Origin of the sequence: Pseudorhodoferax sp. Leaf265, from assembly GCF_001422365.1 — a bacterium.
Classification (GTDB): domain Bacteria; phylum Pseudomonadota; class Gammaproteobacteria; order Burkholderiales; family Burkholderiaceae_C; genus Pseudorhodoferax.
This window is the reverse complement of sequence record NZ_LMMT01000034.1, coordinates 119138-133408: the sequence shown is the minus strand read 5'-3', so window position 1 is coordinate 133408 and position 14271 is coordinate 119138. Positions and strand designations below refer to the sequence as shown.

Here is a 14271-nt window from a genome sequence, read left to right as displayed (position 1 = left end):
CTTGTCATGTTCACTGTGGCGTGGTGCCGTCTGTGGTGCTTGCACAGATGCTGCAAATCGTGTGCCCGATCGGCACGCAAAGGCTGCAACTGGACCACAAGCCGGGCGTGCACGCCATTGGTGCACATACCGATGCGCCGTGCAGCAGAAGGCTGCGGCGTGGGCGCGCGTGCCGATAAAATCCGCGCCTCCCCACGCAACAGACCGCCGCCACCGCCCAGGTGCGCGCCGCTTCGCCATGTCCCTGCTCGCCCACCAGCTCGAACTGCTTGCGCCCGCCCGCGATGCCGACATCGGCATCGCCGCCGTCGACCACGGCGCCGACGCCGTCTACATCGGTGGCCCCGGCTTCGGCGCGCGCGCCTCGGCCGGCAACGCGGTGCAGGACATCGAACGGTTGGCGCGCCATGCGCACCGCTTCAACAGCAAGGTCTTCATCACGCTCAACACCATCCTGCGCGACGACGAACTCGACGGCGCGCGCCGCATGGCCTGGGACGTCTACCACGCGGGCGCCGACGTGCTGATCGTGCAGGACATGGGCCTGTTGCAACTCGAAGGCATGCCGCCGATCCAGCTGCACGCCAGCACCCAGACCGACATCCGCACGCCCGAGAAGGCGCGCTTCATGCAGGACGCCGGCTTCTCGCAGATCGTGCTGGCGCGCGAACTCACGCTGCAGCAGATCCGCGCCATCCATGCCGTGCTGGACCCGGCGCGCAGCCAGCTGGAGTTCTTCGTGCACGGCGCGCTGTGCGTGGCCTACAGCGGCCAGTGCTACATCAGCCATGCGCACACGGGCCGCAGCGCCAACCGCGGCGACTGCTCGCAGGCCTGCCGCCTGCCCTACCAGGTGGTGGACAGCCAGAACCGTTTCGTCGCGCACGACAAGCACGTGCTGTCGATGAAGGACAACAACCAGTCCGCCAACATCGCCGCGCTGGTCGATGCCGGCATCCGCAGCTTCAAGATCGAAGGCCGCTACAAGGACATGGCCTACGTCAAGAACATCACGGCGCACTACCGCAAGCTGATCGACGAACTGATCGAGGCGCGCGAGAACGATCCCGTGCACGCGCCGCTGGCGCGCGCCTCCAGTGGCCGCACCAGCTTCACGTTCACGCCCGACCCGGACCAGAACTTCAACCGCGAGTTCACCGACTACTTCGTCAACGGCCGCAAGGAGGACATCGGCGCCTTCGACACGCCCAAGAACCCGGGCCGCGCGATCGGCTGGGTCACGCAGGTCGGCCCGAACTGGGTGGAGATCGAGACCACGGACGCCGCCACCATCCTGCACAACGGCGACGGCCTGTGCTACTACGACCTGCAGAAGGAGCTCGTGGGCCTGGCCGTCAACCGCGCCGAGCCGGCCAGCCCGACCAGGCTGAACCGCTGGCGCGTGTTCCCCAAGGACGAACTGGCCGGCCTGCGCGACCTGCGCAAGGGCACCGAGGTGAACCGCAACCGCGACATGGACTGGGTGCGCATGCTGGACAAGAAGTCCAGCGAGCGCCGCATCGGCGTGTGGGTGCACTTCGGCCAGACCGCACAGGGCTTCGTGCTGCAATTGACCGACGAAGACGGCCACCAGGCGCAGGCCACGGCGCGCCACGCGCACGAACCGGCGCGCGACGCCGAACGCGGCCTCGCCAGCCTGCGCGAACACCTGGGCCGCTTCGGCGCCACCGACTTCGCGCCCATCGACATCGCCGTCGAGCTGGCCCAGCCCTGGTTCGTGCCGGCCTCGCTCGTGAACCAGCTGCGCCGCGAAGCCTGTGAACGGCTGGAGGCCGCGCGCCTGGCGGCCTACCAGCGCCCGCAGCGCGCCGTCGCGGTGGAGCCGCCCGTGCCCTACCCCGAGGACACGCTGACCTACCTGGCCAACGTGTTCAACGACCAGGCCCGCCAGTTCTACGCGCGTCACGGCGTCAAGGTGATCGCCGCGGCCTACGAGAGCCACGAGGAAGAAGGCGAGGTCTCGCTCATGATCACCAAGCACTGCGTGCGCTTCTCGCTGTCGCTGTGCCCCAAGCAGGCCAAGGGCGTCAAGGGCGTGCAGGGCCAGGTCAAGGCCGAGCCGCTCGCGCTGATCAACGGCAAGGAGAAGCTGACCTTGCGCTTCGACTGCAAGCCCTGCGAGATGCACGTGGTGGGCAAGATCAAGCGCGCCGTGCTGAACGAGGCCCAGGCGCAGCCGCTGACCTTCTACAGGACGCGGCCGGACGCGCAGGCCGCGCACTGACGGGCCCCGTCAGCCGCGGCTGCGGCTGGCACGGGTCGGCCAGGCCAATCGCCGGCCGCTGGCGGCAAGCCTAGGCACCGAACAGCGCCCGGCTCTCCTTGAAGGCATCGACCAGGTGCCGCATCACGGTACGGATCGGGCGCGCATGGCGGTCCTGGCCGCGGATGAGCAGAACCACCTCGCGCGCGGGCGGCAGCGGCGTCAGCGCGCAGGGCCGCAGGCCGGGCAGCTGTCTCGCGATGTAGTGCGGCAGCAGCGCGATGCCGGCGCCAGCGCGCGCAGCGGTCGCTTGCAGCAGCTGGTTCTCCGCCCGGAAGGCGACCCGGGCACGCGGGAACTGCTGCGCAAGCCAGATGCCCTCGGGCATGTCCGAATGCTGCTCGTCGAAGCTGATGAAGACGGGTGGCAGGCCTGCCTCCACCTCCGCGCAACGTTCGTTGGTCCCGTAGAACCCGCAGGCCAGCTTGCCGACGGACTGCGCGATGAGGTCCCCGTCGTTCGGCCTGCCGATGCGCACCGCGATGTCCGCCTTGCGCCGGTCGAGGCTGACGGCGTGCAGGTCCGTCGCCAGGTCGATGTCCAGGCCGGGATGCGCCAAGGTCACACGGGCCAGCTGCGCGGCCAGGAAGGCATGTGCCAACGCCGGCGGTGCATTGATGCGCACCACACCGCGCACGTCGCCGTCGTCGGCGCCGTCCTTGCGCGTCAGCAGCTGCGCCGCCGCCTCCATGCCCGTCGCTGCCTCGAGCGCCCGCTCACCCGCGGCGGTGAGCAGGTACCCGTCCGGCCTGCGTTCCACGAGCTTTTCGCCCATGCTGCCCTCGAGCGACTGGATGCGGCGCGCAATGGTCGCGTGGTTGACCTGCAGCGCCCGTGCAGCGGCCGACAGGCTGCGGTAGCGGCCCAGCGCCAGGAACACGCGCACGTCCTGCCAGTCGACCTCTGTGCGTTTTCTCTCAGCCATTGTGCAAGGATAGCGGCTACCGGTTCCAGGGGTGCGTTCATACGCTATGGACTGCGTCGGGCCCATCCGACGCAGTCCATTCAGACCATCTTCCAGGAGCTTCCATGCATTCGCAAAAAGTCGCCATCGTCACCGGTGCATCGCAAGGCATCGGCGCGGGCATCGTGTCCGCCTACCGCCAGAACGGCTTCGCCGTCGTCGCGACCTCCCGCAGCATCCAGCCCGGCGCGGACGAGGGGGTGCTGGCCGTCGCCGGCGACATCCGCGAACGCGCGGTGGCCGAGCGCGTCGTCGCAGCGGCGCTGGAACGCTTCGGCCGCATCGACACGCTCGTCAACAACGCCGGCATCTTCATCGGCAAGCCGTTCACCGAGTACACGGTCGACGACCTGCGCAACATGACCGAGGTGAACCTCGCCGGGTTCTTCCACATCACCCAGCTAGTTCTGCCGCACATGCTGCACCGGCGCAGTGGCCACATCGTGCAGATCACGACGACCCTGGTGCACCAGGCGATTGCAGGTGCGCCGTCCGGCCTTGCGCTGCTGACCAAGGGCGGCCTGGACGCCGTGACGCGTGGCCTGGCCATCGAGTATGCGCAGGCCGGCGTGCGGGTGAACTCCGTGGCGCCCGGCATCATCAAGACGCCGATGCATCCGGCCGAGACCCATGCGGTCCTCGCGGGCCTGCATCCCATGGGCCGGATGGGCGAGGTGGCGGAGATCGCCGACGCCATCCTGTATCTGGAGAACGCCGCCTTCGTCACAGGCGAGACCATCAACGTCGACGGCGGCCAGCACGCCGGCCGCTGGTAAGGAGACGGCCATGCCTTACGTCAACATCAAGGTAACGCGCGAGGGCACCGCCCCCGGCGCCGACGCCACGACGCTGGAGCAAAAGCGCGCGCTCATCCAGGGCGTGTCGCAACTGCTGCACGATGTCATGGGCAAACCGCACGACACGACCTTCGTGGTCATCGAGGAGGTCGAGCTCGAGAACTGGGGCGTGGGCGGCGTGACCACGCCGCAGTGGCGCGCCCGCCGCAGAGCGCAGCAGGGATGAGCCGGTGTGCCGCCCCAGCGCCTGGGCGGCATGCCAGACTCTGCTGCCTCGTCAACACACCACCGCCATGCCCAACATCCGATCTGCCAATGCCGTCCGCCTGGAGTTTCCGCCCGGCGGCCTGGTGCATACCAACCTGTCCGGCGCCGCGTTCACGGGTGAGTGGCTCTGGGTGGTGGGCGACGAGGCCGCCGGCATCGAGCGCCTGCGCCGGCTGGAGCCGGTCGGCCAGGAGCGCCTGCGCTACGGCGATGCGCGCGAATTCCCGCTGGCCGCCCTGCTCGACCTGCCGGGTGCCGACGACGAGGAAGCCGACCTGGAGGGCATGGCCGAGGTCGATGGCTGGCTCTGGATCGTGGGCTCGCACGGCCGCAAACGCAAGAACGCCAAGCCCGACCGCGACCATGCCGACAACGCCCAGCGGCTGGCCAAGGTGAGCCTGGACGGCAACCGCCGCCTGCTGGCCCGCCTGCCGATCGAGCCAGGCGAGGACGGCACACCCACGCTGGTGCGCCAGGCCCGCGATGGCCGGCGCGCGCTGCGGCTGGAGGGCAAGGCGCGCGAGAACCCGCTGACCCAGGCGCTGGCCGACGATCCGCATTTCGGCCACTACCTGAAGATCCCGGGCAAGGACAACGGCCTGGACATCGAAGGCCTGGCCGTGTGCGGCGACCGCCTGCTGCTCGGGCTGCGCGGCCCGGTGCTGCGCGGCTGGTCGGCGCTGCTGGAGATCGCGGTGGCGCCGCGTGGCGCGCAGCTGGCGCTGCGGCCGCTGGACGCGCACGGCACGCTGGTGCGCAAGCACTTCCTGCAGCTGCAGGGCCTGGGCATCCGCGACCTGCACCTGCGCGGCGACGACCTGTACATCCTGGCCGGCCCCACCATGGTGCTCGATGGCGACATCCGGCTGTTCACCTGGCCCGGCGCGCGCGCCACCCTGGCCGGCAACACCGAACCGGTGCGCTTCGAGCACGCCCTGGGCGAGACCACGTCGCTGCCGCACGGGTGCGGCAGCGACCGGGCCGAAGCCTTCTGCGCATTGCCAGCCGGCCTGCTGCCCGGTCAGCCGGGATGGCTGGTGCTGTACGACGCGCCGGGCAGTGGGCGCATGGACGGCGCGTTCACGGTGTTCGGCGACCTGCTGCAGCGCGGGTAGCCTGGTGCGGTTCAGCCCGCGCGCGTCGCGCCGATCGACAGCGCCAAGGGCAGGCGCACATGCCCCGCCGGCAGCCGGAACAGGCGATCCGCCCCAGCCACCATGTCCGGGTACGGGCGCCATGGCAGGGCCTCGTGCTCGCGCACGACATCGATGCGCAGGCCGGCTGGGTCGTGCCGCCGGGCTGCGCGGTCTGGGTGCCGCCGCGCGTGGTGCATCAGATCCGCATGGGCCCCAGCCCGTCGCCATGCGCACGGTGTTCGTCGAGCCCGGCACGCGGACAGGCCTGTGGCCGCAATGCCAGGTCATTGCGGTCATGCCGCTGCTGCGCGCGCTCATCGTGCGCGCCGTCGCGCTGCGGCTGGACTACCCGACCGTCGGGCGGGAGGAGCGGATCCCACGACGCATCCTCGACGAGATCGAGGCCGCGCCACCGCTGGCGCTGCAAGTGCCCATGCCGCGCCATGCCCGGCTTGCGCCGCCATGCGCGGCTGCTGCTGAACCTGCCACGGTGGGCGGCCGGCGACTCGGTACCGGCGGTCGCGCTGGCCCATGGCTACGACAGCCCCAGCGCTTCAGTGCCACCTTCCGGCGTGGGTTCGGAGCGCCGCCCAGCGCCTAGCTTCGGCGCTGAGGCCGGCGCTGCATACCTCTCCTGGCAAACCCGCAGCTGCGTACACCGCAGTACGATGGCGCCGGCTTCAGGGCACATGTCCCGAAGCCCTCACAGCACACCGAAGGAGACCACCGCATGCCGTTCGCATTCCATCCCACCACCCTGCTCGCGCTCGCCGGCGTGGCCCTGGCCGGCCCCGCACTGGCCCAGGAGCAGGTCGTCAAGATCGGCCACAGCGGCCCGCTGTCCGGCCCCAACGCCTATGCCGGCAAGGACAACGAGAACGGCGTGCGCCTGGCCATCGAGGAGCTCAACGCGAAGAAGATCAGCGTGGGCGGCAAGACCCTGAAGTTTGAACTCGCGTCCGAGGACGACCAGTGCGACCCCAAGCAGGGCGTGAGCGTGGCGCAGAAGTTCGTCGACAGCAAGGTCCAGTTCGTGCTCGGGCCCTACTGCTCGGGCGTGGCGATCCCGGCCTCGCGCGTGTACGACGGCGGCGACGTGGTGGTCTCCACCGTGGGCACCAACCCCAAGGTCACGCAGGGCGGCTACAAGAACCTGTTCCGCATCATCGCCAGCGACAACCAGATCGGCTCGTCCATGGCCGTCTACGCGGCGCAGGTGCTCAAGGTCAAGAAGGTCGGCGTGATCGACGACCGCACGGCCTTCGGCCAGGGCCTGGCCGACGAGTTCGTCAAGGAGGCCGAGAAGCAGGGCCTGACGGTGGTCGGCAAGGAATTCACGACCGACAAGGCGACCGACTTCTCGGCCATCCTGACCAACCTCAAGGGCAAGGCGCCCGACGTGATCTTCTATGGCGGCTACGCACCGCAGGCCGCGCCCATGACGCAGCAGATGAAGCGCCTGGCCATTCCAGCCAAGCTGCTGGGCGGTGACACGCTGTGCAGTCCGGAGATGGGCAAGCTCGGCGGCGATGCCGTCAACGACACCGTCTACTGCGCCCAGGCCGGTGCCATGGTCAAGGACGGCAGCCCGGCCGCGGCCTTCCGCACCAAGTACAAGGCCCGCTTCAACCAGGACGCCGACGCCTACGCGCCCGCCTACTACGACCAGACCATGTTCCTGGGCGAGGCCATGGCCAAGGCCGGCAGCACCGATCCCCTCAAGGTGTCCGACTACCTGCACAAGAACGGCTACGAGGGCGTCGCCGCGCGCTACGCCTACGACGCGCAAGGCAACCTGCAGAAGGCGCCGGTGACGGTGTCGACCTTCAAGGGCGGCAAGATGTCGCCTCTCGCAAGTTATTGACCGGCGGCAGAAGGCCATGCCCACGCACCGCATCGAAGTCATCGACTCCCACACCGGCGGCGAGCCCACGCGCGTGGTGCTGGCCGGCTTTCCCGACCTGGGCCGCGGCAGCATGGCCGAGCGGCGCGCGCTGCTCGCGGCCGAGCACGACCGCTGGCGCACCGCCACCGTGCTGGAGCCGCGCGGCAGCGACGTGGTGGTGGGCGCACTGCTGTGCGAACCGCAGGACACCACGGCCGCCGCTGGCGTGGTGTTCTTCAACAACACGGGCTACCTGGGCATGTGCGGCCACGGCACCATCGGCCTGGTCGCCACGCTGGCGCACCTGGGCCGCATCCAGCCCGGCGCGCACCGCATCGAGACACCCGTGGGCACGGTCACGGCCACCTTGCATGCCGATGGCAGCGTCAGCGTGCGCAACGTGCCGGCCTACCGCCTGCACCGGCAGGTGGCGGTCGACCTGCCCGGCCACGGCCGTGTGCTGGGCGACGTGGCCTGGGGCGGCAACTGGTTCTTCCTCGTGGCCGAGCATGGCCAGCGCGTGGACGGCGGCAACCTGGCGGCGCTGACGGCCTACACGGCGGCGCTGCGCCAGGCGCTCGCGGCCCAGGGCATCACGGGCGCCGATGGCGCCGAGATCGACCACATCGAGCTGTTCGCCGACGACCCCGATGCCGACAGCCGCAACTTCGTGCTGTGCCCGGGCAACGCCTACGACCGCTCGCCCTGCGGCACCGGCACCAGCGCCAAGGTCGCCTGCCTGGCGGCCGACGGCAAGCTCGCGCCGGGCCAGCTCTGGCAGCAGGCCAGCGTGATCGGCAGCCGCTTCGAAGCCAGCTACGAAGCCGGCGAGCACGGCCAGGTGATCCCGACCATCCGCGGCCGCGCCCATCTGAGTGCCGAAGCCGTGTTGCTGATCGAAGACGACGACCCGTTCGCCTGGGGCATCCGGCTCTGAGCCGCGGTCCATGGACGCCGACTGCATCGTGATCGGCGCCGGCATCGTCGGCGCCGCCTGCGCCCAGGCGCTGGCCGCCGCAGGCCTGGACGTGCTGGTGCTCGACGACGGCCAACCCGGCGCCACGGCGGCCGGCATGGGCCACCTGGTCGCCATGGACGACAACCCGGCCGAACTCGCGCTGAGCAGCACCTCGCTCGCGCAATGGCGCGACTGGGCACCGCGGCTGCCCGCGGCCTGCGAGGCGCGCGCCTGCGGCACGCTGTGGATCGCCGCCGATGCCGAGGAAGCGGCCGAAGCCGAACGCAAGCAGGCCCGCCTGGCCGGCGCGGGCGTGGCCAGCCGCTGGCTCGATGCCCCGGCCCTGCGCGCGGCCGAACCCGCGCTGCGGCCCGGCCTGCTGGGCGCCTTGCAGGTGCCCGGCGACGGCCTGGTCTACGCGCCCGCCGCGGCCGCCTGGCTGCTGCACGGAGCCGGCCCGCGGCTGCGCCGCGAACGCGCGCGCGCCCTTGCGCTGGAGGGCGACGCCGTGCAGCTGGCCGATGGCAGCCGGCGCCGCGCCCCGCACCGGCTGCTGGCCTGCGGCCTGCACGCGGCCGCGCTGTGCCCGGACATCGCCCTGCGGCCCAAGAAGGGCCACCTGCTCATCACCGACCGCTACCCCGGCACCGTACAGCACCAGCTCGTGGAGCTCGGCTACGTCAAGAGCGCCCACCACGCCGAGGGCGATTCGGTCGCCTTCAACGTGCAGGCGCGACCCACGGGCCAGCTGCTGGTCGGCTCCTCGCGCCAGTTCGACACCGTCGACCCCGCGGTGGAGCCGTCCATGCTCGCGCGCATGCTGCGCCGGGCGATCCACTACCTGCCGGGCCTCGCGGACCTGAACGCCATCCGCAGCTGGACCGGCCTGCGCGCCGCCACGGCCGATGGCCTGCCCCTGCTGGGCGCGCACCCGCGCCACGCCGGCCTGTGGCTGGCCCTGGGCCACGAGGGCCTGGGCGTGACCACGGCACCGGCCAGCGCAGCGCTGCTGGCCGCGCTCGTCACGGGTGCGCTGCCGCCGCTCGATCCCCTGCCCTACGCACCCGCGCGGCTGCTCGGAGGCCGTGCATGACGGCGCGCATTGCGCTCGTGGTCGATGGCCAGGCGGTCGAGGTGCCGGCCGGTATCTCTGTCGCTGCGGCACTGCGCCACGCGGCCAACGGCGCCACGCGGCGCAGCGTCACCGGCACGCTGCGCGCGCCGGTCTGCGGCATGGGTGTGTGCCAGGAATGCCGCGTGGCCATCGACGGCCGGCGCCAGCTGGCCTGCCAGACCCTGGTGGCCGCCGGCATGCGGATCGCCACGGACACCGCGCCATGAAGCGCGTGCACTGCGACGTGGCCATCGTCGGCGCCGGCCCGGCCGGGCTCGCCGCGGCCGACGTGGCGGCCGCCAGTGGCGCCCGCACCGTGCTGCTCGACGACGCCCCGGCCCCAGGGGGGCAGATCTGGCGCGATGGCCCCGGCGTGCGGCTGCCGGCCAGCGCGCGCCAGCTGCGCGCGCGTGTGCAGGCCCATGCCCAGCTGCGCCTGTACAGCGGCGTGCGCGTGGTGGCCGCGACGGCCGCCGACGAGCTGCTGCTCGAAGATGCCGAGCAGGCCTGGCGGCTGCGCTGGGGCACGCTGGTGCTGGCCACGGGCGCGCGTGAACTGCTGCTGCCCTTCCCGGGCTGGACCCTGCCCGGCGTGACCGGCGCGGGCGGCCTGCAGGCGTTGGTCAAGGCCGGCATGCCCGTGGCCGGCGAGCGCATCGTCGTCGCCGGCAGCGGGCCGCTGCTGCTGGCCGTGGCGGCCACGGCGCGCCAGGCCGGCGCCCAGGTGCTGCGCGTGGCCGAGCAGGCCGCGTGGCCGGCGCTGGCCCGCTTCGCGCTGGGCCTGCCGCGCTGGCCCGGCAAGGCCTGGCAGGCGCTTGGCCTGCGCAGCGCGGGCTACCGCGCCGGCCAGCATGTGGTCGCTGCGCTGGGCGACGGCCAGCTGCGCGCCGTGCGCCTGCAAGGCCCGCACGGCCACAGCGAGGAGATCGCCTGCGACCGCCTGGCCTGCGGCTTCGGCCTGGTGCCCAACACCGAGCTCGGCCGCCTGCTGGGCTGCGCCACGGTCGAACGCCACGGCCTGCCCGCGCTGGCCGTGGACGACTGGCAGGCCACGAGCCGACCCCGCATCCATGCGGCCGGCGAGTGCACGGGCGTGGGCGGCAGCGAACGTGCGCTCGTGCAGGGCACCATCGCCGGCCATGCCGCGGTCGGGCAGAACCGGCAGGCGCAGACGCTGCGCCCCGCGCTCGCGCACTGGGACCGCTTCGCCGAGCGGCTGCACCAGCGCTTTGCGCTCGGCGCGCCGCTGCGCCAGCTGGCCACGCCCGAGACGCTGCTGTGCCGCTGCGAGGACGTGCCGCTGGCCGCGCTGGCCGGCTGCGCCGACTGGACCGAGGCCAAGCTGCAGACGCGCTGCGGCATGGGCGCCTGCCAGGGCCGCGTCTGCGGCGCGGCCGCGCAGCTGCTGTTCGGCTGGACGCCGCCGGCCCCGCGCCCGCCGCTCGTGCCGGTGCGCGCGGGCACGCTGGCCGATCTCGGCGACCGCGACGATGATGTCCTGATCTGATCGAAACGGGTCTGCAGCAACATGGCGCAGGCCCTTCGCACAGGGAAGAATGCACCACCCCATCGCCACAGAGCACGCCATGAAGACCTGTCTGATTCCGATCGACGCCCAGGAGTCGTTCCGCCACCGCCCGTTCTACGACCCGACCACGCTGCCGGCCTGGCTCGCCGCGCAGAACGCGCCGATCGCGGCCTGCCAGCAGCGCGGCGTGCCCATCGTGCGCGTGCTGCACGCGGCCGGCCCGCAGACGGCCGACAACCCGTTCGCGCTGGCCTCGGGCCAGGTGCGGCCCATCGCGGGCCTGGCCGAGTTCACGCCGGCCGCCAGCTTCCACAAGAGCAGCCGCCACAGCGCGCTGGTGGGTGCCGCATGCTGAACGTCGGCATCCTGGTGTTCGACGAGGTCGAGGCGCTGGACTTCGCCGGCCCCTACGAGGTCTTCACCACGGCCGCGCGCATGCACGCGCGGCTGCATCCGGATGCGCCGGCTCCGTTCGCCGTGCGCTGCATCGCGCGCACGCTGGCCCCCGTGCGCGCCCGCGCCGGCCTGCGCGTGCTGCCCGATGCCGACTTTGCCAGCGCCCCGGCCAGCGACCTGCTGATCGTGCCCGGCGGCGTGGTCGATGGCGCGCTGGCCTGCCCGGCCACCGTGGCCTGGATCGCGCAGACCGCCGCCCGGGCCGGCACCGTGGCCTCGGTCTGCACGGGCGCCTTCCTGCTCGCCCAGGCCGGCGTGCTCGGCGGTGCAGGCCCGGTCACCACGCACTGGGAAGACCTGGACGACCTGCGCCGCGCCTTCCCGGCCCTGCAGGTGCAGGGCGGCCCGCGCTGGGTCGCGCACGACGCGGCCGGCCGGCTGTGGACCAGCGCCGGCATCAGCGCCGGCCTGGACCTGAGCCTGCACCTGGTCGCGCGCCTGACCGGCCTGGCCCTGGCCGAGCGCACGGCGCGGCAGCTGGACTACGCCTGGCAGCAGACCCCGTGACCGACGCGCGGCCCATCACGTGGTCTTCGCGCTGCGACCCGGCAGCCCGATCCTGGACCCGGCCGGTCCGGCCGAGGCGCTGCACGCCGCCAACCAGTGCCTGCGCGCGCAGGGCCGGGCCAAACGCTTCCAGCTGCGCTTCGCCGGCCCGCAGCCCGAGACCGCCTCCTGCGTCGGCGCGCAGATCGCCGGCGTGCTGCCCGGTCGCCGCCTGACCACGCACCACCAGCTGGACGAGTGGCGCGGCCTGGCGCCGGCCTGGAGGTGGTGAACAACCCCGTCTTCGTCGAGAACGCGCCGGTCTGGAGCAGCGCCGGCCTGACCACCCGCATCGACCTCGTGTTGCACCGCATCGCCGGGACCTGCGACGAGGCCATCGGTGGCGCAGCGTGCGCTGCGGAACGACCAGGACATGCAGCGCGCAGTCGAATTGGTCGGCTTCGCCCCGGACACCCAGCGGCGCCGTGCCTGGCACCGCTTCGGCACGTCGGCACGCCCTGGGGCTGCGCGCGCTGGGCTGTGCGCCCCGGGGCCTCAGTCGCCCCCGGTCGCGCCGGCGTGCGCCTGCACGATCAGCGCCGCCAGGTCGGCGACGGCCGGATGCGGCAGGCGGCTGGTGCGCTGCAGCAGGCCGATCTCGCGGAAGAAGCCCTGCGCGCCCAGGTCCAGCGCGCGCACGCCCTCGGGCCATTTCGCCTGGCCGAAGACCTGCGGCACCAGCGCCACGCCCAGGCCGCGCGCCACCATCTGCGCCATCGCGCCGAGCTCGTCGATCTCCACGCGCTCTCGCACGGCGATGCCGGCCTGGCGAAGGAAACGGTCCACCAAGCGCCCGCCGAACGAGGTCCGCTCGTAGCGGATGAACGGCTGCGTGGCCAGCAGCTCCTGCCAGCCCAGCTCGGCCGGCAGCGCTGCCGGCGCCAACAGACAGTAGCCCTCCTGCGACAAACGGGTCCAGCGCAGGTCGGCCTGCAGCGCGAAGGCCGGCCGGATCATGAGGGCCAGGTCCAGTTCGCCGGCATCGACCTGGTTCAGCAGGTTGAAGGACACGCCGGGCACCACACGCACCTGCACGGCCGGATGCCGCGCATGGAAGCGTTCCAGCACCGAGGGCAGCACCGTGGTCTGCGAGGACGCGATCGCGCCCAGCACCACCCGACCCGGTGCGCCTGGTGTCTGGCGTGCGCCGGCCATGTCGTCGAACAGCCGCAGCACCTCCTGGGCCTGCAGCAGCACGTGCATGCCCTGGGCGTTGAGCCGGGCGTTGCGTCCACCGCGGTCGAACAGCTCGCTGCCCAGGTGCTCCTCGAGCCGCTGGATCTGGGCGCTGACGGCGGCCTGCGTCAGGCCGATCTTCTGGCCCGCGGCGGCGAAGGTGCCTTCCTGGACCACGGCGACGAAGGTCTTGAGTTCACGCAGCATTCATAGATTTTATTTGTTCATGGAACAAATAAATATTGATTTTATTTTTGATTCAGCGTTTTTAGACTACGTCCCATCGTTGGCGAGCCCAGGGACCGAGCGGATCGGCCCGCCTCGCACGGCCCCTTTCCAACCCGGCTCCACCATGATCGACGTCACCACCAATCCCACCCTGATGTCTCCGTTCCACCTGGCTTTCCCGGTGAACGATCTCGCCAAGACGCGCAGCTTCTACGGCGACCTGCTCGGCTGCCCGGAGGGCCGCAGTTCCGAGGAGTGGATCGACTTCAACTTCTACGGCCACCAGATCGTGGCCCATCTCGCGCCCGACGAGTGCGGCGTGGCCCAGCGCAACGCGGTCGATGGCCACGGCGTGCCCGTGCGCCACTTCGGCATCGTGCTGCCCATGGCGCAATGGCAGGCCATGGCCGACAAGCTCACGGCCGCCGGCACCGCATTCGTGATCGAGCCTTACATCCGCTTCAAGGGCGAGGTCGGCGAGCAGGCCACCATGTTCTTCCTGGACCCGGCCGGTAACGCACTCGAAGTCAAGGCGTTCACCCATATCGAGCGGCTCTTCGCCAAATAATCTTCTGCCATTTTCAGGCTCGGCAAGCATTTACGTCGATCCCGGATTTATCGCGTCGCGATAGATATTCAACCTCAAAATCCAAACCAATGCAGGCCGCGAATCATTTTCGCGGCCTTCTGGTGTTTCTCTTTCAAATGAATTGACTCCAATCCAAGCTCGATAAATATCTCTTTAGGTAGTTGATTTTTATAAGATAAATTTACCATCACCAGCGTTGCGCACCAATTTGGAAAAAGAGAGTTCGAGAATGGTGCGCCAGTGGAAACTGGATTCTCAAAAAATGGCGAAAAAATCGCCAGATCATGGATTTACCGGATTAGAAGGCTGGCACGGATCATGCGATATTGATCCCGCTCAATAT

General features: G+C 71.0%; 16 protein-coding genes and 1 pseudogene. 14 read left to right on the top strand and 3 right to left on the bottom strand.

The window, feature by feature from the left end; translation table 11 throughout:
- The first annotated feature begins 238 nt into the window (after positions 1–238).
- Entirely contained in the window at positions 239–2245 is a 2007-nt protein-coding gene (locus tag ASF45_RS22250) for a U32 family peptidase (protein ID WP_056668058.1), read from the top strand.
- 70 nt (positions 2246–2315) lie between these two features.
- Here the strand turns inward: ASF45_RS22250 and ASF45_RS22245 are convergent, their stop codons facing one another.
- On the bottom strand, positions 2316–3209 hold the full coding sequence (locus ASF45_RS22245; protein ID WP_056668057.1) for a LysR family transcriptional regulator: 894 nt from the start codon (positions 3207–3209) through the stop codon (positions 2316–2318).
- 104 nt (positions 3210–3313) lie between these two features.
- Between ASF45_RS22245 and ASF45_RS22240 the strand changes: the two genes are divergently transcribed.
- The 3 genes from ASF45_RS22240 (at position 3314) to ASF45_RS22230 (ending at position 5427) form a co-directional block, all read left to right on the top strand.
- Complete coding sequence (locus tag ASF45_RS22240; RefSeq protein ID WP_056668054.1) at positions 3314–4024, top strand: SDR family NAD(P)-dependent oxidoreductase; 711 nt, start codon at positions 3314–3316, stop codon at positions 4022–4024.
- A gap of 10 nt (positions 4025–4034) precedes the next feature.
- On the top strand, positions 4035–4271 hold the full coding sequence (locus ASF45_RS22235; protein ID WP_056668051.1) for a 4-oxalocrotonate tautomerase family protein: 237 nt from the start codon (positions 4035–4037) through the stop codon (positions 4269–4271).
- A gap of 67 nt (positions 4272–4338) precedes the next feature.
- Entirely contained in the window at positions 4339–5427 is a 1089-nt protein-coding gene (locus tag ASF45_RS22230; RefSeq protein WP_056668048.1) for a DUF3616 domain-containing protein, read from the top strand.
- An 11-nt stretch (positions 5428–5438) separates the two neighbouring features.
- Here ASF45_RS22230 and ASF45_RS22225 read toward each other — a convergent pair whose 3' ends face one another.
- Entirely contained in the window at positions 5439–5645 is a 207-nt protein-coding gene (locus tag ASF45_RS22225) for a hypothetical protein (RefSeq protein ID WP_056668045.1), read from the bottom strand.
- Between the two features lie 29 nt (positions 5646–5674).
- Here ASF45_RS22225 and ASF45_RS22220 point away from each other — a divergent pair, with 29 nt between their 5' ends.
- The 9 genes and pseudogenes from ASF45_RS22220 (at position 5675) to ASF45_RS36145 (ending at position 12167) form a co-directional block, all read left to right on the top strand.
- Positions 5675–6049: a hypothetical protein gene (locus tag ASF45_RS22220; RefSeq protein ID WP_056668042.1), complete on the top strand. Its 375-nt coding sequence runs from the start codon at positions 5675–5677 to the stop codon at positions 6047–6049.
- A gap of 129 nt (positions 6050–6178) precedes the next feature.
- Positions 6179–7312 (top strand): branched-chain amino acid ABC transporter substrate-binding protein, encoded by a 1134-nt coding sequence (locus tag ASF45_RS22215; RefSeq protein ID WP_056668039.1) that lies wholly within the window; start codon positions 6179–6181, stop codon positions 7310–7312.
- A gap of 16 nt (positions 7313–7328) precedes the next feature.
- A complete protein-coding gene (locus tag ASF45_RS22210) occupies positions 7329–8270 on the top strand; it encodes a 4-hydroxyproline epimerase (protein WP_056668036.1) in 942 nt (313 codons plus the stop codon).
- 10 nt (positions 8271–8280) lie between these two features.
- Positions 8281–9384 carry an FAD-binding oxidoreductase gene (locus ASF45_RS22205; RefSeq protein ID WP_056668033.1) on the top strand — a complete coding sequence of 368 codons (1104 nt, stop codon included), beginning with the start codon at positions 8281–8283 and terminating at the stop codon, positions 9382–9384.
- Positions 9381–9632 carry a (2Fe-2S)-binding protein gene (locus ASF45_RS22200; RefSeq protein WP_056668030.1) on the top strand — a complete coding sequence of 84 codons (252 nt, stop codon included), beginning with the start codon at positions 9381–9383 and terminating at the stop codon, positions 9630–9632. The genes ASF45_RS22205 and ASF45_RS22200 overlap by 4 nt, the downstream gene beginning before the upstream one ends.
- A complete protein-coding gene (locus ASF45_RS22195; RefSeq protein ID WP_056668028.1) occupies positions 9629–10912 on the top strand; it encodes an FAD/NAD(P)-binding oxidoreductase in 1284 nt (427 codons plus the stop codon). Before ASF45_RS22200 ends, ASF45_RS22195 begins: the two co-directional genes overlap by 4 nt.
- Positions 10913–10991: 79 nt before the next feature.
- A pseudogene (locus tag ASF45_RS22190) lies at positions 10992–11276 on the top strand (cysteine hydrolase); the annotation flags it as partial.
- A 5-nt stretch (positions 11277–11281) separates the two neighbouring features.
- Entirely contained in the window at positions 11282–11896 is a 615-nt protein-coding gene (locus ASF45_RS22185; protein WP_056668025.1) for a DJ-1/PfpI family protein, read from the top strand.
- Positions 11897–11915: 19 nt separating this feature from the next.
- Positions 11916–12167: a hypothetical protein gene (locus tag ASF45_RS36145; protein WP_056668022.1), complete on the top strand. Its 252-nt coding sequence runs from the start codon at positions 11916–11918 to the stop codon at positions 12165–12167.
- Between the two features lie 263 nt (positions 12168–12430).
- On the opposite strand, the gene ASF45_RS22175 is transcribed toward ASF45_RS36145, so the two are convergent.
- Positions 12431–13318: a LysR substrate-binding domain-containing protein gene (locus ASF45_RS22175; protein ID WP_056668019.1), complete on the bottom strand. Its 888-nt coding sequence runs from the start codon at positions 13316–13318 to the stop codon at positions 12431–12433.
- A gap of 145 nt (positions 13319–13463) precedes the next feature.
- Between ASF45_RS22175 and ASF45_RS22170 the strand changes: the two genes are divergently transcribed.
- Positions 13464–13907 (top strand): VOC family protein, encoded by a 444-nt coding sequence (locus ASF45_RS22170; protein WP_056668016.1) that lies wholly within the window; start codon positions 13464–13466, stop codon positions 13905–13907.
- Positions 13908–14271 lie beyond the last annotated feature (364 nt).